This is a genomic window from Pandoraea sp. NPDC090278, assembly GCF_044772185.1.
GTDB lineage: Bacteria > Pseudomonadota > Gammaproteobacteria > Burkholderiales > Burkholderiaceae > Pandoraea.
The window spans coordinates 456,804-479,498 of sequence record NZ_JBIVYJ010000001.1; the positions used below are offsets into that span (position 1 = coordinate 456,804).

At 62.5% G+C, this 22,695-nt stretch carries 22 protein-coding genes; 19 read left to right on the forward strand and 3 right to left on the reverse strand.

Annotated features, from left to right (window positions below; all coding sequences use genetic code 11):
• Window positions 1–237 precede the first annotated feature (237 nt).
• From ACIQWO_RS01950 to ACIQWO_RS01960, 3 genes are all read right to left on the reverse strand, one after another.
• Window positions 238–720, reverse strand: coding sequence for a hypothetical protein (locus tag ACIQWO_RS01950; RefSeq protein ID WP_402818521.1), 483 nt, complete (start codon window positions 718–720; stop codon window positions 238–240).
• A 47-nt stretch (window positions 721–767) separates the two neighbouring features.
• Window positions 768–1,142 (reverse strand): hypothetical protein, encoded by a 375-nt coding sequence (locus ACIQWO_RS01955; RefSeq protein WP_402818524.1) that lies wholly within the window; start codon window positions 1,140–1,142, stop codon window positions 768–770.
• A gap of 226 nt (window positions 1,143–1,368) precedes the next feature.
• Window positions 1,369–2,352, reverse strand: coding sequence for a malate dehydrogenase (locus tag ACIQWO_RS01960; RefSeq protein ID WP_233325351.1), 984 nt, complete (start codon window positions 2,350–2,352; stop codon window positions 1,369–1,371).
• A 351-nt stretch (window positions 2,353–2,703) separates the two neighbouring features.
• Here ACIQWO_RS01960 and ACIQWO_RS01965 point away from each other — a divergent pair, with 351 nt between their 5' ends.
• From ACIQWO_RS01965 to accD, 19 genes are all read left to right on the forward strand, one after another.
• Window positions 2,704–3,555 (forward strand): GntR family transcriptional regulator, encoded by an 852-nt coding sequence (locus ACIQWO_RS01965; protein ID WP_402818528.1) that lies wholly within the window; start codon window positions 2,704–2,706, stop codon window positions 3,553–3,555.
• A gap of 218 nt (window positions 3,556–3,773) precedes the next feature.
• On the forward strand, window positions 3,774–4,187 hold the full coding sequence (gene sdhC, locus ACIQWO_RS01970; protein WP_039399176.1) for a succinate dehydrogenase, cytochrome b556 subunit: 414 nt from the start codon (window positions 3,774–3,776) through the stop codon (window positions 4,185–4,187).
• Window position 4,188: 1 nt separating this feature from the next.
• Entirely contained in the window at window positions 4,189–4,554 is a 366-nt protein-coding gene (gene sdhD, locus ACIQWO_RS01975) for a succinate dehydrogenase, hydrophobic membrane anchor protein (protein ID WP_150576792.1), read from the forward strand.
• 3 nt (window positions 4,555–4,557) lie between these two features.
• Window positions 4,558–6,333, forward strand: a complete 1,776-nt coding sequence (gene sdhA, locus ACIQWO_RS01980; RefSeq protein ID WP_150664871.1) for a succinate dehydrogenase flavoprotein subunit — start codon at window positions 4,558–4,560, stop codon at window positions 6,331–6,333.
• A 12-nt stretch (window positions 6,334–6,345) separates the two neighbouring features.
• Window positions 6,346–7,050 carry a succinate dehydrogenase iron-sulfur subunit gene (locus ACIQWO_RS01985; RefSeq protein WP_150664872.1) on the forward strand — a complete coding sequence of 235 codons (705 nt, stop codon included), beginning with the start codon at window positions 6,346–6,348 and terminating at the stop codon, window positions 7,048–7,050.
• 10 nt (window positions 7,051–7,060) lie between these two features.
• On the forward strand, window positions 7,061–7,333 hold the full coding sequence (locus ACIQWO_RS01990; protein ID WP_046291553.1) for a succinate dehydrogenase assembly factor 2: 273 nt from the start codon (window positions 7,061–7,063) through the stop codon (window positions 7,331–7,333).
• A 29-nt stretch (window positions 7,334–7,362) separates the two neighbouring features.
• Entirely contained in the window at window positions 7,363–8,664 is a 1,302-nt protein-coding gene (gltA, locus tag ACIQWO_RS01995; protein WP_150576794.1) for a citrate synthase, read from the forward strand.
• 284 nt (window positions 8,665–8,948) lie between these two features.
• A complete protein-coding gene (gene leuC / locus ACIQWO_RS02000; protein WP_402818536.1) occupies window positions 8,949–10,358 on the forward strand; it encodes a 3-isopropylmalate dehydratase large subunit in 1,410 nt (469 codons plus the stop codon).
• Between the two features lie 55 nt (window positions 10,359–10,413).
• Complete coding sequence (locus ACIQWO_RS02005; RefSeq protein ID WP_023596599.1) at window positions 10,414–10,542, forward strand: entericidin A/B family lipoprotein; 129 nt, start codon at window positions 10,414–10,416, stop codon at window positions 10,540–10,542.
• A 120-nt stretch (window positions 10,543–10,662) separates the two neighbouring features.
• Entirely contained in the window at window positions 10,663–11,313 is a 651-nt protein-coding gene (gene leuD / locus ACIQWO_RS02010; protein ID WP_402818539.1) for a 3-isopropylmalate dehydratase small subunit, read from the forward strand.
• 36 nt (window positions 11,314–11,349) lie between these two features.
• A complete protein-coding gene (gene leuB / locus ACIQWO_RS02015; protein WP_150576797.1) occupies window positions 11,350–12,417 on the forward strand; it encodes a 3-isopropylmalate dehydrogenase in 1,068 nt (355 codons plus the stop codon).
• A gap of 60 nt (window positions 12,418–12,477) precedes the next feature.
• Window positions 12,478–13,608 carry an aspartate-semialdehyde dehydrogenase gene (gene asd / locus ACIQWO_RS02020; protein ID WP_233325354.1) on the forward strand — a complete coding sequence of 377 codons (1,131 nt, stop codon included), beginning with the start codon at window positions 12,478–12,480 and terminating at the stop codon, window positions 13,606–13,608.
• Window positions 13,609–13,808: 200 nt separating this feature from the next.
• The gene (locus ACIQWO_RS02025; RefSeq protein WP_402818544.1) at window positions 13,809–16,832 is read left to right on the forward strand and encodes a FimV/HubP family polar landmark protein; all 3,024 of its coding nucleotides are present in this window, start codon (window positions 13,809–13,811) and stop codon (window positions 16,830–16,832) included.
• A 119-nt stretch (window positions 16,833–16,951) separates the two neighbouring features.
• Complete coding sequence (gene truA / locus ACIQWO_RS02030) at window positions 16,952–17,752, forward strand: tRNA pseudouridine(38-40) synthase TruA (RefSeq protein WP_402818547.1); 801 nt, start codon at window positions 16,952–16,954, stop codon at window positions 17,750–17,752.
• Window positions 17,749–18,423 carry a phosphoribosylanthranilate isomerase gene (locus ACIQWO_RS02035; protein WP_402818550.1) on the forward strand — a complete coding sequence of 225 codons (675 nt, stop codon included), beginning with the start codon at window positions 17,749–17,751 and terminating at the stop codon, window positions 18,421–18,423. Before truA ends, ACIQWO_RS02035 begins: the two co-directional genes overlap by 4 nt.
• A gap of 73 nt (window positions 18,424–18,496) precedes the next feature.
• Window positions 18,497–19,699 (forward strand): tryptophan synthase subunit beta, encoded by a 1,203-nt coding sequence (gene trpB, locus ACIQWO_RS02040; protein WP_402818553.1) that lies wholly within the window; start codon window positions 18,497–18,499, stop codon window positions 19,697–19,699.
• 147 nt (window positions 19,700–19,846) lie between these two features.
• On the forward strand, window positions 19,847–20,680 hold the full coding sequence (locus tag ACIQWO_RS02045; protein WP_095178547.1) for a site-specific DNA-methyltransferase: 834 nt from the start codon (window positions 19,847–19,849) through the stop codon (window positions 20,678–20,680).
• Window positions 20,634–21,458 (forward strand): tryptophan synthase subunit alpha, encoded by an 825-nt coding sequence (gene trpA, locus ACIQWO_RS02050; protein WP_402818556.1) that lies wholly within the window; start codon window positions 20,634–20,636, stop codon window positions 21,456–21,458. Before ACIQWO_RS02045 ends, trpA begins: the two co-directional genes overlap by 47 nt.
• Window positions 21,459–21,608: 150 nt before the next feature.
• Window positions 21,609–22,484, forward strand: coding sequence for an acetyl-CoA carboxylase, carboxyltransferase subunit beta (gene accD, locus ACIQWO_RS02055; RefSeq protein ID WP_150664879.1), 876 nt, complete (start codon window positions 21,609–21,611; stop codon window positions 22,482–22,484).
• Window positions 22,485–22,695: the final 211 nt, after the last annotated feature.

Genomic DNA, 22,695 nt, shown 5'->3' on the forward strand with positions numbered 1-22,695 from the left:
TTTCCTCGAGTGATACAGAAAAACAAAGCGTGGTGAAGCTATTAGTGGGGGCCGGTATCGCGCAGGCACCTGCCTGGGTGCCCGCTACGATGCCGGTAGGTCATGCGTCCGGCGTGCCGGGTACTGCGAAGACTTCCGAAAATTACCGGTAAAACCAAATGTGCAGCAGTGAAGCAGTGCATCAGGAAAGCGGCTGGCGCATCACGTGAACTGCGCCGGTGTCGACCCGGCGCCAGCTCAGTTGGTCACCTTGATCAACTCGTTCGATTGCGTCGGTGCTGCCTTGTTCTGTTCCGCCATCGCTTGCGTCATGCACTCGTCAGCCAGACGGTTGCCACCATCGCGGTGCGTAAAGAGCATGGCCTTGGTCGGAATCACGACCAGATCCATGCCGCTTGCTGCGTCATAGAAACGGTCCGCGCCGGTCGTCGTTTGCTGACGCGGCAGTCGGTAGTTGCGACCTTCCCAGAACATCGTCAGGATCTGGTCGCGCTTCATGTCACCCTTGATGTACAACTTATTGTTCTCTTTGCAGCTCCAGAGTTCCGAGCCTTCGTCCGGTTGCGCGGGGGCTGCAGCGACAGCGGCCTTCTTCTTGGCCGGGGCCTTCTTCTTCGGAGCAGCCTTCTTGGTCGTGGTGGTCGACTCAGCGGCAAATGCCGTCGGGACGAGGGCAACGGAGCACAGGGCAACCAGCGCAGTCAGACAAAGCTTCTTCATGGTGAGTCTCTCCAGAGGGTAAGAACCGTCGTTTGCAAAAGCGCAGATTATCGTACGAAGTCTGCGTCGTTCGACGTCACCACACAAATTTTTTCAATTCCTTTCACGCAAGCGCGACAAGCGACGGCGGTCAAAACCGGCGTCGCGATGGATTGTGTTGCGGTGCGGAAAGCTGAGAGGTTGGCCAAATCGCCGTCTGACCGAATCTGACAGCGCATCGGTCGGAAACCGTTCCGTTCGGAAAACGGAAAGCGCTGCGGGTGGAGTGCTTGGCGAAACGAACGCAAGGGTGTGCGGGGGACGGCGTTCCGCAGCGCGTGCGGCAGGGCGTTCACTGCGTTCGCCGCGGGCATTACGCCGACGCCGGAGATCCGGCGCAGTGTGCTGCTTGCGGCAATCGGACGCTGCATTCGCTTGGCCAAGAAATCGCTCGATGATGCGTGAGGGAGTGGCGGGATCATAACGCCGTAGCAACTTAGCGTGCTACCGGGTGCGATATGTCGTCACTCTGGATTCAAGGAACTTACGGGTGCTGCTGGTGAAGCGGGGGAGTTGCGCCGGCACTGGGGGTAGCCGCCGGCGCAGTTTCGGCCCGTTGCGACGCTTTTGGCGTCACGCGGGGCCGGATCCCGGGGTATTCCTGGGAAATCAGCCCAACAGATGGGCCACGCCAGCGCGCTCTTCTTCGAGCTCCTTGAGCGTGAAGTCCATCTTTTCACGCGAGTAAGCGTCGATCTCGAGGCCTTCCACGCGCTTGTACTTGCCGTTTTCGCAGATCACCGGCACGCCGTAGATCACGTCTTCCGGGATGCCGTACGAGCCGTCCGACGGGATACCCATCGTGACCCACTTGCCGTTCGAGCCCAGCACCCAGTCATGGATGTGATCGATGGCAGCGTTGGCAGCCGAAGCAGCCGACGACAGACCACGGGCTTCGATGATGGCGGCGCCGCGCTTGCCGACGGTCGGCAGGAACACGTCGTTGTTCCACACGTCGTCGTTGATCATGGCCTTCACGCCCTGACCGTCGATCGTGGCGAAGCGGTAGTCGGCGTACATCGTCGGCGAGTGGTTGCCCCACACGGCCAGCTTTTCGATGCTCGCGACCGGCTTGCCGGTCTTGGCGGCGAGTTGCGACAGAGCACGGTTGTGATCCAGGCGCAGCATCGCGGTGAAGTTTTCCTTCGGCAGATTCGGGGCCGACTTCATGGCGATGTAGGCGTTGGTGTTCGCCGGGTTGCCGACGACCAGCACCTTGACGTTGCGGCTGGCGACTTCGTCCAGGGCCTTGCCCTGCACCGTGAAGATCGCGCCGTTCGCTTCGAGCAGATCCTTACGTTCCATGCCCTTCGAGCGCGGACGGGCGCCAACCAGCAGGGCGACGTCGGCATCCTTGAAGGCGACCTTCGGGTCGTCGGTCACGACCACGCCGGCCAGCAGCGGGAACGCGCAGTCTTCGAGCTCCATCACGACGCCCTTGACGGCGGCTTGAGCTTGCGGGAGGTCGAGCAGTTGCAGGATGACGGGCTGATCCTTGCCGAGCATGTCGCCATTGGCGATACGGAACAGCAGGGAGTAGCCGATTTGGCCAGCGGCGCCGGTGACGGCGACACGCATTGCGGGTTTTGCCATGAGAATCTCTCCAGACGTGTACAAATAATCCTGCGAAGCTCAGGATGGGCTCACCGTCCGGGGGGCAAATTTTTGCCAGGCTGACAGCGCCGCGTCACATGAAGCTTCTAAAATTCCTTGACCTACGGAAGCTTGCGGGCTGCGCGGGGAGTGCTGCCGTCGACATGTGCGAAGCACCGGACTCTCTTATCTTATAAGATAGCCGTGCTGCGGCTGCAGGCCCCTGTTAGCCCGCGCCAGTGTAGGAGTCGCCAGAACGAATGTCAACTCTATCTTATGTCTTATATAAGACATAGGATTATTGCTGTTATTCGATGGACGAAGGTCTTGATTTGTGGTCAAATCCCCGCCATGAATGCGAACGTTCGCGACACATCCAACACCACGCCGCCTGTCGACGCGCCGCAGCGATCGGACAGCGCGCGCGATGTCGCTCAGGTCTCCCCGTCTGCACAGGCCGTGCAGGGTGGCGTGACCGCTGGAGCGTCGCCGACCTTCAGCCCGCTGTACCAGCAGATCAAGGGGCTCATTACCCAGAGCCTGCAAGCCGGCGAGTGGAAGCCCGGCGAAATCATTCCCAGCGAAGTCGATCTGGCAGGCCGTTACAAGGTCAGTCAGGGAACGGTGCGTAAAGCCATCGACGAGCTGGCGGCCGAGAACCTGTTGGTGCGCCGTCAGGGCCGCGGCACGTTCGTCGCCACCCATCATGAAGACCGGGTGCAATTCCGGTTTCTGCGTCTTGCGCCCGACTCGGGCGAACCCCATCACCCGCCCAGCCGCCTGATCGAGTGCCGCCGTATGCGCGCACCGGCGGAAATCGCACGTCAGCTGGATCTGCGTGCGGGTGACGGCGTGATTCTGATCCGTCGCATGATGGATTTCTCGGACCGTCCGACGGTGCTCGACGAAATCTGGCTGCCCGGGTCGTTGTTCCGTGGGTTGACGGCGGAAAAGCTCAATGAATACAAGGGGCCGATGTATGGCCTGTTCGAAGACGAATTCGGTACGCGCATGATTCGCGCCGTGGAGAAAGTCCGCGCCGTGGCCGCAGACGACATGACGGCGGATCTGCTGAAGGTGCCGAAGGGTTTTCCTCTTCTGAGTGTGGAGCGCGTTTCCTACACTTATGGAGACAAACCGGTGGAAGTGCGCCGGGGTTGGTATGTCACCACGGAACATCATTATCAGAACGAACTAAGTTGAAGACGAAGTCGAGTCTGACGTGAAATTGTTGAGAGGGTAGGGCGACTTTCCCCAGGGATGCGCCGGTGTCGTGGCCGGCAAGTGCCTGAAAGTCGAGGCTTGGGGGCGGCGTGTCGTGCGCCGTTGGCAGGAATTTCCGGAGCGTTGGAACCGGTATGGTGCAATGCACTAGAATCGGCGCTAAAATCCGGGGCTGATGTAACTACATGGGGTCTAGCATGGCTGAAGTGGTAAAAAAAGAGCGGCCAGTCTACAGGAATATCGGTATCGGACAGATTGTCTCGTACCGTCTCCCGCCGGCTGGTATCGTTTCGATCCTGCACCGTATTAGCGGTGTCATCTTGTTCCTTCTGTTGCCGTTCGCGCTGTATCTGTTCGAACAGAGCCTCACGTCGGAACTGACCTTCGAAACTCTTCGAAGCGTTGCCTCCAACTGGTTTGTCAAACTCGTCATCCTGGCGTTGTCGTGGGGCTTCCTGCACCACTTCTGTGCTGGCGTGCGCCACCTGCGCATGGACTTCAATCACGACGCAGTGAGCAAGGAAGGCGGCAAGAATTCGGCTGTGGTCGTACTGGCCGTGTCGCTGGTGCTGACGCTGGCCGTCGCCCTCAAGCTGTTCGGAGCGTTCTAAGATGGCACAGAACAATATCGGTTCCAAGCGCCTGGTCGTCGGCGCCCACTACGGCCTGCGCGACTGGATTGCGCAGCGCATGACCGCAGTGATCATGGCCGTGTACACGGTGATCCTGCTGGTGTGGTTCTTCACCGCCAAGAACTTCTCCTACGAAGGCTGGGCCGGCATCTTCTCGCATCAATGGATGAAGTTGGCCACGTTCGTTACGCTGCTCTCGCTGTTCTATCACGCGTGGGTCGGCATTCGCGACATCTGGATGGACTACGTCAAGCCCGTCAGTGTGCGACTGGCGCTGTACGCGCTGACGATCGTCTGGCTGCTGGCTTGTGCCGGCTATGCCGCGCAGATTTTGTGGAGAGTGTAAAGAATGGCTGCAATTAAAAATTCGCTGCCGCGCCGCCGCTTTGACGTAGTCATCGTGGGCGCAGGTGGTTCGGGCATGCGCGCTTCGCTGCAACTGGCCAAGGCCGGTCTGTCGGTGGCAGTGCTGTCCAAGGTGTTCCCCACCCGTTCGCATACCGTTGCTGCTCAAGGCGGCATTGGCGCTTCGCTCGGCAACATGAGCGAAGACAACTGGCATTACCACTTCTACGACACCATCAAGGGCTCCGACTGGCTCGGCGACCAGGATGCGATCGAGTTCATGTGCCGTCAGGCACCGAACGCCGTCTACGAGCTGGAACACTTCGGCATGCCGTTCGACCGTAACCCGGACGGCACGATTTACCAGCGTCCGTTCGGTGGCCACACGGCCAACTACGGCGAGAAGCCCGTCCAGCGCGCTTGCGCGGCCGCTGACCGTACCGGTCACGCCCTGCTGCACACGCTGTACCAGCAAAACGTCGCTGCCAAGACCCACTTCTTCGTGGAGTGGATGGCGCTCGACCTGATCCGCAACGAAGAGGGCGATGTCCTCGGCGTGTCGGCACTGGAACTCGAAACCGGCGAAGTCTACCTGCTCGAAGGCAAGTGCACGTTGTTCGCGACCGGCGGTGCCGGCCGTGTGTACGCCGCTTCGACCAACGCGTTCATCAACACCGGTGACGGTCTGGGCATGGCTGCACGTGCAGGCATTCCGCTCGAAGACATGGAATTCTGGCAATTCCACCCGACCGGCGTGGCCGGTGCGGGCGTGCTGATCACCGAAGGTGTGCGCGGCGAAGGCGGTATTCTGCGTAACTCGAACGGCGAGCGTTTCATGGAGCGTTACGCTCCGACGCTGAAGGATCTGGCGCCGCGTGACTTCGTGTCGCGTTCGATGGACCAGGAAATCAAGGAAGGCCGTGGCTGCGGCCCGAACGGCGACTACGTGCTGCTCGACCTCTCGCACATCGGTGCCGAGACGATCATGAAGCGCCTGCCGTCGATTCGCGAAATCGCACTGAAGTTCGCCAACGTCGACGCGATCAAGGAACCGATCCCCGTCGTGCCGACCATCCACTATCAGATGGGCGGTATTCCGACGAACTACAACGGTCAGGTCGTGCTCCAGAAGGACGGCTCGTCGGTGCCCGTCAACGGCTTCTACGCTGTGGGCGAGTGCTCGTGCGTGTCGGTCCACGGTGCCAACCGTCTGGGTACGAACTCGCTGCTCGACCTCGTGGTGTTCGGCCGTGCTGCCGGTAACCACATCGTCGACTTCGTCAAGAACCACGGCGACCACAAGCCGCTGCCTGCCGATGCCGGCGACAACGCGCTGGCACGCCTCGGCCGTCTGGAAGCTTCGAGCTCGGGCGAGTACGCACAGGACATCGCCAACGACATCCGCGCGACGATGCAGAAGCACGCTGGCGTGTTCCGTACGTCGGACCTGCTCAAGGAAGGCGTGGACGAGATCAAGCAAGTGGCCGAGCGCGTGTCGCACGTCCACCTGAAGGACAAGTCGAAGGTCTTCAACACGGCGCGTATGGAAGCGCTGGAAGTCGACAACCTGATCGAAGTGGCCAAGGCCACCATGATCGCAGCGGAAGCCCGTAAGGAAAGCCGCGGTGCGCACGCGCACAGCGACTACCCGGAGCGCGACGACGCCAACTGGATGCGCCACTCGCTGTTCTTCAGCGAAGGCAACCGTCTGGATTACAAGCCGGTGCAGATGAAGCCGCTGACCGTCGACTCGGTTCCGCCCAAGGCGCGGACGTTCTAAGGGATTCGCAAGATCATGAAACGCATTTTTGAAGTCTACCGCTACGATCCGGACAAGGATGCCGCACCGTACATGCAGACCTACGAGGTCGAACTCGACGGTCACGAGCGCATGCTGCTCGACGCACTGGTGAAGCTCAAGAAGATCGACGAAGGCATCGCTTTCCGCCGCTCGTGCCGCGAAGGCGTGTGCGGTTCGGACGCCATGAACATCAACGGCAAGAACGGTCTGGCCTGCCTGACCAACATGAACGATCTGCCGCACAAGATCGTGCTGAAGCCGTTGCCGGGTCTGCCCGTCATTCGCGACCTGATCGTCGACATGACGCACTTCTTCAACCAGTACCACTCGATCAAGCCGTACCTGATCAACCCCGAGCCGGCACCGGAGAAGGAGCGTCTGCAGTCGCCCGAACAGCGTGATGAGCTCGATGGTCTGTACGAGTGTATTCTGTGCGCATCGTGCTCGACGTCGTGCCCGAGCTTCTGGTGGAACCCGGACAAGTTCGTCGGCCCGGCCGGTCTGCTCCAGGCTTACCGCTTCATCGCGGACAGCCGCGACACGGCGACCAGCGAGCGTCTGGACAATCTGGAAGATCCGTACCGCCTATTCCGCTGCCACACGATCATGAACTGCGTGGATGTGTGCCCGAAGGGTCTGAACCCGACGAAGGCCATCGGCAAGATCAAGGAGCTGATGGTGCGTCGCGCCGTCTGACCCAACGATCATGCCGGATATCAATCACCAGTCCGATCCGGTAAAACGTGCCCGCCTGCGCTGGCGGGCACGCCGCGGTTTGCTGGAAAACGACCTCATCCTCGAACGATTCTTCGCCAAGTACGAAGCTTCGCTGACTGACGAGGATGTGGGCGCCCTCACAAAGCTGCTCGATTTGAGCGACAACGATTTGATGGATCTGCTGCTAGCGCGTAAAGAGCCCGAGGCGGATCTGGACGGGCCGGACGTGCAGCGCCTGCTGGCGCTTTTGCGTGCCGTGTAGGGGTTTTGGAATTTTTTTGAGGAAGCGATATGACTCCGTCTGATGTTAAAGCCACCCTATCTTTCTCCGACGATTCGCCCAGCGTAGAGCTGCCGATTTATCAGGGAACGATGGGCCCGGATGTGATTGACATCCGCAAGCTGTACGGCCAGACCGGCAAGTTCACGTATGACCCCGGCTTTATGTCGACGGCGTCGTGCAATTCGGCCATCACCTACATCGATGGCGACAAGGGTGAGTTGCTGTACCGCGGCTACCCGATCGAGCAGTTGGCCACTAACTGCGACTTCCTCGAGACCTCGTACCTGCTGCTCAAGGGCGAACTCCCGAATGCCGAACAAAAGAAGGATTTCGTCGACACGGTGACCCGTCACACGATGGTTCACGAGCAGATGAACTTCTTCTTCCGTGGCTTCCGTCGCGACGCTCACCCGATGGCCGTGCTGACGGGTTCGGTGGGTGCTCTGTCGGCGTTCTACCACGACTCGCTGGACATCAATAACCCGAACCACCGCGAAGTCTCGGCGATTCGTCTGATCGCCAAGCTGCCGACGCTCGTCGCCATGGCGTACAAGTACAGCATCGGTCAGCCGTTCGTGTACCCGAGCAACGACCTGTCGTACAGCGCGAACTTCATGCGCATGATGTTCGCCAACCCGTGCGAAGAGTACAAGGTCAACGACGTGCTGGTGCGCGCGCTCGACCGTATCCTGATCCTGCACGCAGATCACGAGCAGAACGCTTCGACGTCGACCGTCCGTCTGGCCGGTTCGTCGGGTGCGAACCCGTTCGCCTGTATCGCTGCCGGTATCGCATGTCTGTGGGGCCCGGCGCACGGTGGTGCGAACGAAGCCGCGCTGAACATGCTCGAGCAGATCGGTTCGCCGGACAAGATCCCCGAATTCATCAAGCAGGTGAAGGACAAGAACTCGGGCGTGAAGCTGATGGGCTTCGGTCACCGCGTGTACAAGAACTACGACCCGCGTGCCAAGCTGATGCGCGAGACGTGCTACGAAGTGCTCAACGAACTGGGCCTGCACGACGACCCGCTGTTCAAGCTGGCCATGCAGCTCGAGAAGATCGCCCTGGAAGACGAATACTTCGTGTCGCGCAAGCTGTACCCGAACGTCGACTTCTACTCGGGCATCGTTCAGCGCGCGCTGGGCATCCCGACGTCGATGTTCACCTGCATCTTCGCGCTGGCCCGTACCGTGGGCTGGATCGCGCAGTGGAACGAAATGATCGGCGAGCCGGATCAGAAGATCGGCCGTCCGCGTCAGCTGTTCATCGGCCACACGCCGCGCGAAGTCGCGCCGATCGACAAGCGCTAAGCCTGTCGAGGCGTCCGGCACGGCCCCCGCTTGCCGTGCCGGCACCGCAACCTTGCCGAAACGGCAAGGCCGTGCGGCCCGCAACGAGCCCTCGTTGCGCTATATTCGAATCAACGGCACAAGCTGCCGTGATTCGCACAAATCCCCGGTTCATCGTGCGTTTACCGCCCGGTTTCCCGGGGATTTCGTATTCCGCCGGCGCGAAAGCGCTATGGCATAATCAAAAGTTCACAGAACCGTAATTTGCGTTCTCAGAACTATATTGCGCCCCCGAGTTTTTTATCATGGCCAAGACGCTGTATGACAAGTTGTGGGATGCACACGTCGTGCATACCGAGGACGATGGCACGACTGTGCTTTACATCGACCGTCATCTGTTGCATGAGGTGACCAGTCCGCAGGCGTTTGAGGGTCTAAAACTCGCGCAGCGTCCGGTCTGGCGTTTGTCCGCCAACCTCGCGGTGTCGGACCACAACGTGCCGACCACCGATCGCACGCAAGGCATTGCCGATCCGATCTCGCGTTTGCAGGTCGATACGCTCGACGCGAACTGCGATAACTTCGGCATCACCCAATTCAAGATGAACGACGTCCGTCAGGGCATCGTGCACGTGATCGGGCCGGAGCAGGGCGCGACGTTGCCGGGCATGACGGTGGTGTGCGGCGACTCGCATACGTCCACGCACGGCGCTTTCGGCGCACTGGCGTTCGGTATCGGTACGTCGGAAGTCGAACACACGCTCGCGACGCAGACCTTGCTCATGAAGAAGAGCAAGAACATGCTCGTGAAGGTCGAAGGCACGCTGCCGCGTGGCTGCTCGGCGAAGGACATCGTGCTGGCCGTCATCGGCAAGATCGGCACGGCCGGCGGCACGGGCTACACGATCGAGTTCGCTGGTTCGGCGATTCGCTCGCTCACGATGGAAGGCCGCATGACGGTGTGCAACATGGCAATCGAAGCCGGTGCGCGCGCGGGTCTGGTGGGCGTTGACGATACGACCATCAACTACGTGAAGGGCCGTCCGTTTGCGCCGACCGGTGTGGAGTTCCAGCAGGCCGAAGCCTACTGGCGCGGTTTCCATACCGATGCCGGTGCCGTGTTCGACCACGTGGTCGAGATCGACGCCAACACGCTGCGTCCGCAGGTGAGCTGGGGGACGTCGCCGGAAATGGTCGTGAGCATCGAAGATCGCGTGCCGGATCCCGAGAAGGAAAAAGACCCGGTCAAGCGCAGCGCCATGGAGCGCGCGCTCGAGTACATGGCGCTCACGCCGGACACCCCGATGTCGAGCATCAATGTCGACAAGGTGTTCATCGGCTCGTGTACCAACTCGCGCATCGAAGACATTCGTGCGGCGGCTTACGTCGTGAAGAAGCTCGGCCGACGCGTGGCGTCGAACGTGCGTCTGGCGATGGTGGTGCCGGGCTCGGGGCTGGTCAAGCATCAGGCCGAGCAGGAAGGGCTGGATCAGGTCTTCAAGGCGGCCGGTTTCGAATGGCGTGAGCCGGGCTGCTCGATGTGTCTGGCGATGAATGCCGACCGTCTGGAGTCGGGCGAGCGTTGCGCTTCCACGTCGAACCGTAACTTCGAAGGCCGTCAGGGCGCGGGTGGACGTACTCACCTGGTGAGCCCGGCGATGGCGGCGGCTGCCGCCATCGAGGGCCATTTCGTCGACGTGCGTCGTCTCGTCTGACGGGCAAGCATCGATTTATCCGTTGTTGGACATTTTCTTTGATAGAGACAAGACCATGAAGAAACTGTGGATGCTGATCGGTGCGGTGCTGCTGTTGGGCGTGGCGGGTTGCAACACGATGGCGGGCCTCGGCAAAGATACGCAAGCCGCTGGCTCGGCGCTCGAAAACGCCGCGAAGAAGTGATGCGACGGTGTGCGTCGCGCGGGCAGGAGCCCCGCACGCACACCTACAAATTTCCGGTTTGACGGTCGCTGCACGCAAGCGGCAGGCCGTGGCCGAACTGTTTTGATCAGGTGGTTCGTGATGGAAAAATTTACCGTCCATACGGGGTTGGTGGCACCGCTGGATCGCGAAAACGTCGATACCGACGCGATCATCCCCAAGCAATTCCTGAAGTCGATCAAGCGCACGGGTTTCGGCCCGAACCTGTTCGACGAGTGGCGTTATCTCGATGTCGGTCAGCCGGGGCAGGACTGCAGCACGCGTCCGCTCAACCCGAATTTCGTGCTGAACCAGCCGCGCTTCCAGGGCGCGACCGTGCTGCTCGCACGCAAGAACTTCGGCTGCGGCAGCTCGCGTGAGCACGCTCCGTGGGCGTTGCAGCAATACGGTTTCCGTGCCGTGATTGCGCCGAGCTTCGCCGACATCTTCTTCAACAACTGCTACAAGAACGGGCTGCTGCCGATCGCGCTGTCCGAGATGCAGGTCGACCATCTGTTCAACGAGACGGCCGCGTTCAACGGCTATCAGTTGACCATCGATCTGGACAAGCAGGCGGTCGTGACGGCCGACGGTCGCGCTTATGAGTTCGACATCGCGCCGTTCCGCAAGTACTGCCTGTTGAACGGTTTCGACGACATTGGCCTGACACTGCGTCACGCCGACAAGATTCGCGCCTATGAGGCTGAGCGGCTCGCCAAGCAGCCGTGGCTCGCAACGCGTCTGCCGGGCTGAGCCCCGCGCTGCTGAGCACACATCCAAGGAGATTGCATGAAAATCGCTGTGTTGCCGGGTGACGGCATTGGTCCGGAAATTGTGACGGAAGCCGTCAATGTGCTGAACGCGCTTGGCGAGAAGTTCGAGCTGGAAGAAGCGCCGGTGGGCGGTGCGGGCTATGAGGCGGCGGGGCATCCGCTGCCGGACGCCACGCTCAAGCTGGCCAAGGAAGCCGACGCCATCCTGTTCGGCGCCGTGGGCGACTGGAAGTACGACTCGCTGGAGCGCGCACTGCGTCCCGAGCAGGCGATTCTGGGGCTGCGCAAGCACCTTCAACTGTTCGCCAACTTCCGTCCGGCCATTCTGTACAAGGAACTGGCCGACGCGTCGAGCCTGAAGCCGGAGATCGTCGCCGGTCTTGATATCCTGATCATTCGCGAGCTGAACGGCGACATTTACTTCGGTCAGCCCAAGGGCTTCCGTCAATCGCCGGATGGGGCTTTCGAAGGTGCACGCGAAGGTTTTGATACCATGCGTTATAGCGTGCCCGAAGTGGAGCGTATCGCCCACGTGGCTTTCCAGGCCGCAGCCAAGCGCGACAAGCGTCTTTGCTCGGTGGACAAGGCCAACGTGCTGGAGACGTCGCAACTGTGGCGCGACACGATGATCGAGGTCGCGAAGCAGTATCCTGAGGTCGAACTGTCGCATATGTACGTCGACAATGCCGCGATGCAACTGGTCAAGGCACCTAAGAACTTCGACGTGGTGGTGACGGGTAACATGTTCGGCGATATCCTGTCGGACGAGGCTGCGATGCTCACGGGTTCGATCGGCATGCTGCCGTCGGCTTCGCTGGATGCCAATAACAAGGGGTTGTACGAGCCGTCGCATGGTTCGGCCCCCGATATCGCCGGTAAGGGCGTGGCCAATCCGTTGGCAACGATCCTGTCGGCTGCCATGATGCTGCGTTACACGCTGGGTCGTGCCGAACAGGCCGACCGTATCGAAAACGCGGTGAAGAAGGTGCTGGCGCAGGGGTTGCGCACGCCCGACATCTGGCAGGAAGGCGCGACCAAGGTCGGTACGCGCGAAATGGGCGCAGCAGTGGTTGCTGCGCTGTAACGTTGACGGGGCGTCGGGAGACGCCCCTCGGCGCAATTGCAACGATAAGAGAGTGGATAAATGAAAACCGTAGGTCTGGTAGGTTGGCGGGGCATGGTCGGTTCGGTTCTGATGCAGCGTATGCAGCAGGAGAACGACTTTGCCTTGATCGAGCCGGTGTTTTTCAGCACCAGCAACGCGGGCGGCAAAGCCCCGTCGATGGCGAAGAACGAAACTTCGCTGAAAGACGCCAATGATGTCAACGAGCTGAAAAAATGCGACATCATCATTACCTGCCAGGGCGGTGACTACACAACAGAAATCTTCCCGAAGCTGCGTGCAGCGGGTTGGAACGGTTACTGGGTGGATGCCGCGTCGACGCTGCGCATGAAGGACGACGCGATCATCGTGCTCGATCCGGTCAACCTCGACGTCATCAAGAACGCGCTCACCAAGGGCACGAAGAACTTCGTCGGCGGCAATTGCACGGTCAGCTGCATGCTGATGGGCCTGGGCGGTCTGTTCCAGCACGGTCTTGTCGACTGGCTGACGTCGATGACGTATCAGGCAGCATCGGGTGGCGGTGCGCAGCACATGCGCGAACTGCTCACGCAGTTCGGCACGATCAACGCCGAAGTCAAGGCGCTGCTCGACGATCCGCACTCGGCGATCCTCGAGATCGACCGCAAGGTGCTCGCCAAGCAACACGCGCTGACGGCTGACGAAACGAAGCAATTCGGCGTGCCGCTGGGCGGTAACCTGATTCCTTGGATCGACAAGGATCTGGGCAATGGTCAGTCGAAGGAAGAGTGGAAGGGCGGTGCCGAGACGAACAAGATTCTGGGTCTGGGCGACGGCTTCCCGGGCACGCGTGCCATTCCGGTCGACGGTCTGTGCGTGCGTATCGGTGCGATGCGTTGCCACAGCCAGGCGCTGACCATCAAGCTTACGAAAGATGTGCCGTTAGACGAACTGACCGACATCATCGGCCAGGCGAACGACTGGGTGAAGGTGGTGCCGAACACGCGCGAAGCGTCGATGACCGATTTGACGCCTGCGGCTGTGACCGGCACGATGTCGATCCCGGTGGGGCGCTTGCGCAAGATGTCGATGGGTCCGGAGTACCTGTCGGCATTTACGGTGGGCGATCAACTGTTGTGGGGCGCGGCAGAACCGCTGCGCCGCATGCTGCGGATCCTGCTCGACGCGTAAGCGTTGCAGCGTATCGGTAAGGCGTGAAGAACGGCGGCCCGCGAGGCCGCCGTCCGCGCTTTGGGAGGTCACTCGTATTGCATGAGTGACCAGTGAAAAACGACTGACAGGCTAGACAAGACACAGTGCGGAAATACTCGACCGGCAAGCGCGCAAATTCGTCCCGCAATTCGTTTCGCTTGAGTGCGGCGGCGGCTGTCTTGTGGAGCCTCGGGCTCCTGAACGCCGGCGCGGCCGAGTTCGGTCCGCAACAGGTTCGCTCGGGTCCGGGCCAGCCGTTGCGCGCCGTGATCGTGCTGGGCAATGTCTCGCAGGCCGAGGCCGACGGATTGTCGGTGAAGCTCGCGCCGCGCGATGCCTTCAAGCAGGCCGGGCTGCGCTACGATCCCACGCTCGACAAGCTGTCCGTGTCGGTGACGCCCACGGGCGGTCGAGACGCCGGGTACAGCGGCACGTATCTCGTGCACGTCGATTCGGCCGAGCCTGTCAGCACGTCGTTCCTCGATTTGTTGCTGGTCCTCGAATGGCGCACGGGTCGTCAGTCGAATGCCGTGACGCTGTCCGCCATTCCGGAAGCCAGCGCTGCACAGCCGCAGGCTGTTGTGCCTGCCGCTGCGGCTAATTCTGCCGCCACTGCCGACGCATCGGCTTCCACATCTCGCTCAGCCGTCGCTGCTACGCCTGCCGCGCCCGCACCCGCTGGTAACGGCGCGGAGCAACGCGCCGCGGCCTCGGGCGAGAATGCCCGCACGGTGACGCGCGGCGACTCGCTGTCGTCGATTGCCCGGGAGTACACGGGCGGGGAAGGCGGCACGACGCTGGCCCAGATGATGACCGCGCTGTTCGAATCGAATCGTTCGGCGTTCATCGGCAACGATCCCAACCGTTTGCGCCAGGGGGCGACGTTGAATCGTCCCGCCGATGCGCAAGTGCAGAGCATTCCGCCTGCGCAGGCACGCAAGTTCGTGTCGGCTGCGCGGGAACAGTTTGACGCGTATCGCGCGCGGCTGGCCGATTCCACGGCGCAGCAGGCAGCACCGGCCGGTGGCCGCAGTGCACAGGGCGCGATCGAGGCGGGCAAGGCACCGGAAGCTGCCGCCCCCGCCACACGCGATGAGTTGAAGTTGTCGCGACCCGGCAAGGGAGGCACGGCGGGCCGTGCCGGCGGCAACGAAGAAGAGCAAATCGCCCAGGGCAAGGCCCAGACCGAGGCTCAGGGCAGGGTGAATGAGTTGCAGAAGAACGTAGCAGATCTCCAGAAGCTGTTGGCGATGAAGAATCAGGCCGTCGCTAATCTGGAGCAGCAGGCCGCCACCGCTTCCGGGGCGTCTGCGCAAGAGAAGACGGCGAAATCCGCCGATGGCAAGACGACCGCACCTGCGGCCGCAAGCACCCAACCGGCGACGAATGCAGTTGCAAATGCCGACGCTAAACCGGGAGATGCCGCCGCGAGCAATGCGACGGCGGCGGCTGCGTCCGGCGCTGCGGCGGGTGATGCCGCCTCGGCCGCATCGGCTGACGCGAACGCCTCCGAGGCAACGGCGGTGGCTGCACCGGCAAGCGATGCAGCCGCAGCGTCTGCGGCAGCGGCCAGCGCACCGGTGGCCGAATCGAAGCCGACGCCGAATGCCGCCATGAACTGGCGCGCGGTCACGCAGAATCCGTATGTGCTGCCAGGCGCCGGTGTGCTGGTGGTGTTGCTCGGCCTGTGGTGGCTGATGCGTCGTCGCCGCGCTGAGCCGCCGGTCGGCCAGCCGGGACCTTACGACGACGGTCGTGACAGTCAGGGTGGCAACGTCGAGCCCACATCCTCGCAAGACAAGCCACAAGCGGCTGATGCCGTCGAGCCGTCGCATGGCGTTGCGACGGCCGCCGGTGTCGCCGCTGCGGGTGCTGCCGGGGCTGCCGCGCTGTATGCCGCGAATCAGGCTGAGGCTGACGAACATCTGCATCCGGAAGCCGACGCAGCGTGGTCGGAGCCGGAGACCGAAGCGGCTGCACACGACGAAGTCGCTCTGGATTCCACGGCCGCTGCGTCGAACGAGCTGGATGCGTGGGACGCCGAGCAAGCCCCCGTGACCGACGAACTGGCTGAAACGGCGCATGCCGAAGGCCTCGGCGAGTCGCAGGACGCAGTGCACGCTGAGCAAGCCGCGTCCGAAGCCTTCGACGCGCCCGCTGAGCCGGTGATGGATGACGCGCCGACCCACGAGTCGGAACCGGTGGCGGACGCCGCCAGCGAGCCGGAAATCGATTGGGACGCGGCATTTGCCGAAGAAGCCGGTCAGACGTCTGCCCCGCAGGATTCCCACGATGCGCACGCTGACGATGCCCTGACATCGCTCGAAGCGCTGGGCGCGGCTGCCGCGACGGGTGGTGTCGCCGCCGAGACGCTGTCGCATGTCGAGCATGTGGAGCATGTGGATGCCACCCCCGAAGGCGGTGTGGCGGGCATGCTCGGCGATCTCGATTTGGGCATTCCGGGCCAGCCCGCGAATGTCGGCACGATTTCGAGTGAAGCCTTGCCGTCACTGAGCAAGGGCATCGGCTCGGTACAGTTCACGATGGCGCCTCCGGGCGACCCGCGTCTGGAGGCTGCCCACACGGCGGATTCCGGCGATATGACGGACATGGCCGATATTGGCGACGAGCCGGAAGATCTCGACGGCGAGCTGAGCGACGCAGACTTCGACGCCGCGATGCAGCAGGCCGCCAGCGCCACGGAAGCGCCGCGCAGCTACACCGATGCGGCGCATGAAGCCCCGTCGCTGCGTCCGATGTCGTTCGATCTGTCGGACTTCAGTCTCGATTTGAAGGGCGACGACGCCCAGGCCGCCGCACCCGCATTCGTCAGCGCCCCGACGCTCCCGGACGTGACTGGCGAGGAAGCGCTGGTCGAACACGAGACGCTGGATACGTCGGCACCGCAGACGCCTTACGCCGAAGTGCCCGCAGCGCCGCAGCATCAAGCGGCCGCACCCGAGGCATCGGCGCACGCGCCGGAAGCGATCGTCCCGCACCAAGTCGAGACCCGGCCGAGCGCTGCGGCTGAGACCGATCCGAGTGTGCCCGACGAGTTCCACACGAAGCTCGAACTGGCGACGGCTTACCAGACGATTGGTGACGACGACGGCGCGCGCGAGTTGCTCGAAGAAGTGATTGCAGGCGGCGACGCCGCACAGCAGTCCGTCGCACGCTCGCGACTGGCTGAGCTGGGCAAGTAATCCCTGTTCCTCACGTCTCGCAACGTGCCTATCGGTGAGTCGCGAGACTCGACCCGAACAAGACTGATTGACCGTAGTTTGGGGCGCTCGTTGGTTGAGCGCCCGTTTTTCTTTTTCATATGCGAATCGCACTGGGCATCCACTACGACGGCACGGCGTTCTCCGGCTGGCAATCGCAGCCGCATGGCAACACCGTGCAGCAGACGCTCGAAGCCGCGCTGCGGGAATTCGGCGGTGTAGCGCTGCCGACCACGGTCGCGGGCCGCACCGACACCGGCGTGCATGGCATCGGTCAGGTGGTGCATTTCGATACCGATCTGGATCGCGCGATGTTCTCGTGGGTGCGCGGCGTGAACGCCTTCCTGCCGAAGACCGTCGCCGTGCAGTGGGCGAAGGCTATGCCGGACGATTTCCACTCCCGTTTCGCCGCTTTCGAGCGCACGTACTTCTACGTCCTGTACGCGAATCCGGTGCGCTCGCCGTTACTCGAAGGTCGTTGCGGCTGGCTGCATACGCCGCTCGATCTGGCGGCCATGCGCGAGGCGAGTCAGGTGCTGGTCGGCGAGCATGATTTCTCGGCGTTTCGTTCGTCCGAATGTCAGGCCAAGACACCGGTAAAACATCTGTACGCCATCGATATCGAACAGCACGGCGACTTCTTCCTCTTCCGCTTTCGCGCAAGCGCCTTCCTGCATCACATGGTGCGCAACATCATGGGATGTCTGGTGGCGGTCGGGCGTGGGCGTCAGCCTGCCAGCTGGATGACGCACGTGCTCGCGAGCGGCGACCGCCGTCAGGCCGCCCCGACGTTCATGCCGGACGGCCTGTACCTGGCGCGCGTCGGGTATCCTGAGCGATTCGACGTACCCGAGCCCAATTGGGCTGCGTGGCCGTTCCCGATGCCGTGGGCCAAGTCATGAAATCCCCGAATGCCGTGAAGTCTCGTACGCGTATCAAGATCTGTGGCCTGTCGCAGGCCGCCGACATCGACCACGCCGTGGCGCTGGGGGTCGACGCCATCGGTTTCGTCTTCTATCCGCCGAGCCCGCGTTACCTGGACCTCGCGCGAGCGGCTGAACTGGCGCGCCGGGTGCCGTCGTATGTGAGCCTCGTGGGGCTGTTCGTCAACGCGAGCGCCGACGAGATCGCCCGCACGGTGGACGCCGTTCCGCTCACCGCGCTGCAATTCCACGGCGACGAATCGCCTGAGCAATGCGCGGCGTTGTCGGCGGCGGCGGGCAACCGTCCGTACATGCGCGCTATGCGTATTGGCCCGGACACGAAAGACAGTGGCGATTTGCTACAATTCGCCAATACATACACCGCCGCGCAAGGCATCTTGCTCGATGCCCTGGTCGAGGGCTACGGCGGTGGAGGAAAGGTTTTCGATTGGTCACTTATTCCAAAAGACATCGCGCGTCGGGCCGTTTTGAGTGGTGGCTTGAACGCACACAACGTTGCTGAAGCCATCCGCCGGGTGGCGCCCTATGCCGTCGACGTGTCGAGCGGTGTGGAGGCGTCGCGGGGCGTGAAGGATCACGCCCGCATGACGGCGTTCGTGCAAGCGGTTCTCGCTGCCGACGCACAGTGAAGCAACCCGCCGGGGTGGGCACAGGGGCCGTTCTCCCGCTCTCCCGCCCTCCGGCAACCGATGAGTGACGACCATGTACGATTTACCTGACGCCAGCGGCCATTTCGGCCAATACGGCGGTGTCTTTGTGGCCGAGACGCTGATCCACGCGCTCGACGAACTGCGTGCGGCTTATGCCAAGTATCAGCACGATCCGGCCTTCCTCGAAGAATTCCATTACGAACTGAAGCACTACGTCGGCCGTCCGTCGCCGATCTATCACGCCAAGCGCTGGAGCCAGGAACTGGGTGGCGCGCAGGTGTACCTCAAGCGCGAGGACCTGAACCACACGGGCGCGCACAAGGTGAACAACGTGATCGGGCAGGCGCTGCTCGCGCGTCGCATGGGCAAGCCCCGTGTGATCGCCGAGACCGGCGCAGGGCAGCACGGCGTGGCCACGGCGACCATCGCGGCGCGCTTCGGCATGGAGTGCGTGGTGTACATGGGCGCGGAAGACGTCAAGCGTCAGGCCGCCAACGTGTATCGCATGCAACTGCTCGGCGCGACCGTCGTGCCGGTGGAATCCGGCTCCAAGACGCTCAAGGACGCCCTGAACGAAGCCATGCGCGACTGGGTGACGAACGTCGAAAACACGTTCTACATCATCGGCACCGTGGCGGGCCCGCACCCGTACCCGATGCTCGTGCGCGACTTCCAGAGCGTGATCGGCGAAGAGTGCAAGGTGCAGATGCCTGAACTTGCGGGTCGCCAGCCGGACTACGTGCTGGCCTGCGTGGGCGGCGGTTCGAACGCGATGGGGATTTTCTATCCGTACATCGACGTGCCGGACGTGAAGCTCGTGGGCGTGGAAGCGGCTGGCGACGGCATCGAGACCGGTCGTCACGCGGCGTCGATCATCGGCGGCACGCCCGGCGTGCTGCACGGCAACCGTACCTATCTGCTGCAGGACGCCAACGGTCAGATCACCGAGACGCATTCGATCTCGGCCGGTCTGGACTACCCCGGTGTCGGTCCCGAGCACGCCTGGTTGCACGACATCAAGCGCGCCGAATACGTGGGCATTACCGACGACGAGGCGCTGCAGGCCTTCCACAATTGCTGCCGGATCGAGGGCATTATCCCCGCGCTGGAGTCGAGCCATGCGCTCGCTTACGCGTGCAAGCTTGCACCGACGCTGCCGAAGGATCAGATCGTTCTGGTCAATCTCTCGGGGCGTGGCGACAAGGACATGCACACCGTGATGGCGCTGGCCAAGCCGGAACCCTCGGGCACCTGAGCGGCGCGGCGAGACTCCATCGATCCTAAGGTTAAGGACAACAGAACCAGCATGACCGATCTGACTGATCGCAAGGCACAGAATGACGTCCTCGGGACCGAGCGTCCCGTGGACGCCACCGAAGCCGCCGCCGCACGTCTCGAGGCCATGGAAGCGGCCGGTGAGTTGCGCGCGCGTTGGGCGCCGGGCGACATCACGTTGCGTCATGCGGACTTCCTGCAACATCTGCACGAACTGGAAGACGGCAGCGTCGACCTGATCCTTGCCGACCCGCCTTACGGGCTCGGCAAGGACTACGGCAACGACTCCGACAAACGCTCCGGCGAGGACTTCCTCGGCTGGACGTACGGCTGGCTCGAAGCGGCGATTCCGAAGCTCGCGCCGCGCGGCTCGCTCTACCTGTTCTGCACGTGGCAGTACGCCCCGGAACTGTTCGTCTTCCTCAAGCAGCGCATGCTGATGATCAACGAGATCATCTGGGATCGCCGCGTGCCCAGCATGGGCGGCAGTACGCGGCGATTCTCGTCCGTGCACGACAATATCGGCTTTTTCGCGATCTCGAAGGACTATTACTTCGACCTCGACGCCGTGCGCGTGCCGTACGACGCCGCCACGAAGAAGGCGCGCTCGCGCCGCATCTTCGAAGGCAGCAAGTGGCTGGAGCTGGGCTATAACCCCAAGGATCTGTGGTCGATCTCGCGATTGCACCGGCAAGACCCCGAACGCGTCGATCATCCGACGCAGAAACCGCTGCATATCATCGAGCGCATGGTGCTGGCCAGTTGCCCGCCCGGCGGTCTCGTGCTCGACCCGTTCATGGGCAGCGGCACGACTGCCGTGGCTTGCGCGCTGCACGGCCGACGTTTTGTCGGCTACGAGCTGAACGCGCACTACCACGCGCTCGCAAACCAACGACTTCAGAGACTTTCCGATCATGTCCCGCATTCAAGCGACGTTCCAAGCCTTGCAAGCGCAGGGTAAAAAGGGCCTCATTCCGTTCATTACCGCCGGTGACCCGGAGCCGGGGTGGACGGTCAAGTTGATGCATGCACTGGCCGACAACGGCGCCGACGTCATCGAACTCGGCGTGCCGTTTTCGGACCCGATGGCCGACGGTCCCGTCATTCAACGCGCCTCCGAGCGCGCACTCGCCCGTGGCGTGAGCCTGGCCGAAGTGCTGGGCTATGTCGCCGTCTTCCGTCAGACCAACGATCGCACGCCGATCGTGCTCATGGGCTACGCCAATCCGATCGAAGCGATGGGGCTCGAGGCCTTTGCCGAGCGCGCCGCCAAGGCTGGCGTGGACGGCGTGCTAGTCGTCGATTACCCGCCCGAGGAGGCCGAAGGCTTCGCCGGTGCCGTGCGCGCGCAGGGCATCGATCCGATCTTCCTGCTGGCGCCGACGTCGACCGATGCGCGTATTGCTGCGGTGGCGCGTCAGGCCAGCGGCTATCTGTATTACGTCTCGCTGAAAGGCGTGACGGGGGCAGCGAGTCTGGATCTCGAGAGCGTGGCGTCGAAGATCCCCCAAATCAAGGCGGTCGCCGACCTGCCGGTGGGCGTGGGCTTCGGTATTCGCGATGCCGAAACGGCCCGCGCGGTGGCGAGTGTGGCCGATGCCGTGGTGATCGGTAGTGCCATCGTGCAGCGTCTGGAAAACACGCCGCGTGATCTGGAGGGTCAGAACGCGGTAAAATCGCTGGCTGAATTTATCGGCGGTATCCGTCAGGCGCTCGACTCGGGCGCCAAATCGGCGTAAATTCGCGGCAGAAATTTGCCCGAATGGCGCTGCACGACGCAGATCCGCTCGGTGAAACGCTGAATTGAAACGACCGTATTACACGGTCGCCTTGAAATGCCCCGGAAACGCCCGTCCCCTTGTGGGGCGGGCGTTTGGCAAGGAGAAACTATGAGCTGGCTCGACAAGCTGCTGCCCCCGAAGATCAAGCAAACCGATCCGACGCAGCGCAACAAGAGCATCCCGGAAGGGCTGTGGATCAAGTGCCCGTCGTGCGAAGCCGTGCTGTATCGCGCCGACGTCGAAGCGAATCTGCATGTCTGCCCGAAGTGCGACCATCACATGCGTATCGGCTCGCGCGCGCGTCTGAATGCGCTGCTCGATCCCGAAGGCCGCTATGAGCTGGGCCAGGAAATCGTGCCGGTCGACGCACTGAAGTTCAAGGACAGCCGCAAGTATCCGGATCGCATCAAGGAAGCGATGGACGACACCGGCGAGACCGACGCGATGGTGGTGATGGGCGGCGCGATTCACACGCTGCCGGTCGTCGTGGCGTGCTTCGAGTTCTCGTTCATGGCTGGCTCGATGGGCTCGGTGGTCGGCGAGCGCTTCGTGCGCGGTGCGCAGAACGCACTGGAGCAGGGCGTACCGTTCATCTGCGTGACCGCTTCGGGCGGCGCACGTATGCAGGAAAGCTTGCTGTCGCTGATGCAGATGGCGAAGACCACGGCCATGCTGACCAAGCTGTCCGATGCCAAGCTGCCGTTCATCTCCGTGCTGACCGATCCGACGATGGGCGGTGTGTCGGCCAGCTTCGCCTTCCTGGGCGACGTGGTGATTGCAGAGCCGAAGGCGCTGATCGGCTTCGCGGGCCCGCGCGTCATCGAGCAGACTGTGCGCGAGAAGCTGCCGGAAGGCTTCCAGCGTTCGGAGTTCCTGTTGCAGAAGGGCGCGATCGACATGATCGTCAATCGTCGCGACATGCGTGACGAGATCGCGCGCCTGATCGCACTGATGCAGCGTCAGCCGGCGGATGCCGTTGCCTGATACTGGATGCCCGACGCGCGCGAGTCGCACATGACTTGCGCGTGCTCACTCTGGCGATGACGTTAGGCGCGCGGTTGCGGTGCCCCAAAGGGCGGTGCAACGGCGTAGAATGACGCAACGCCACGCAAGCGCTGCACCAGCGGCGCCTGAAAGCATCACTTAGCAGGATATGAAGCGCGGACGTTCGTGACGTCCGCGTTTTTGTTTTTCT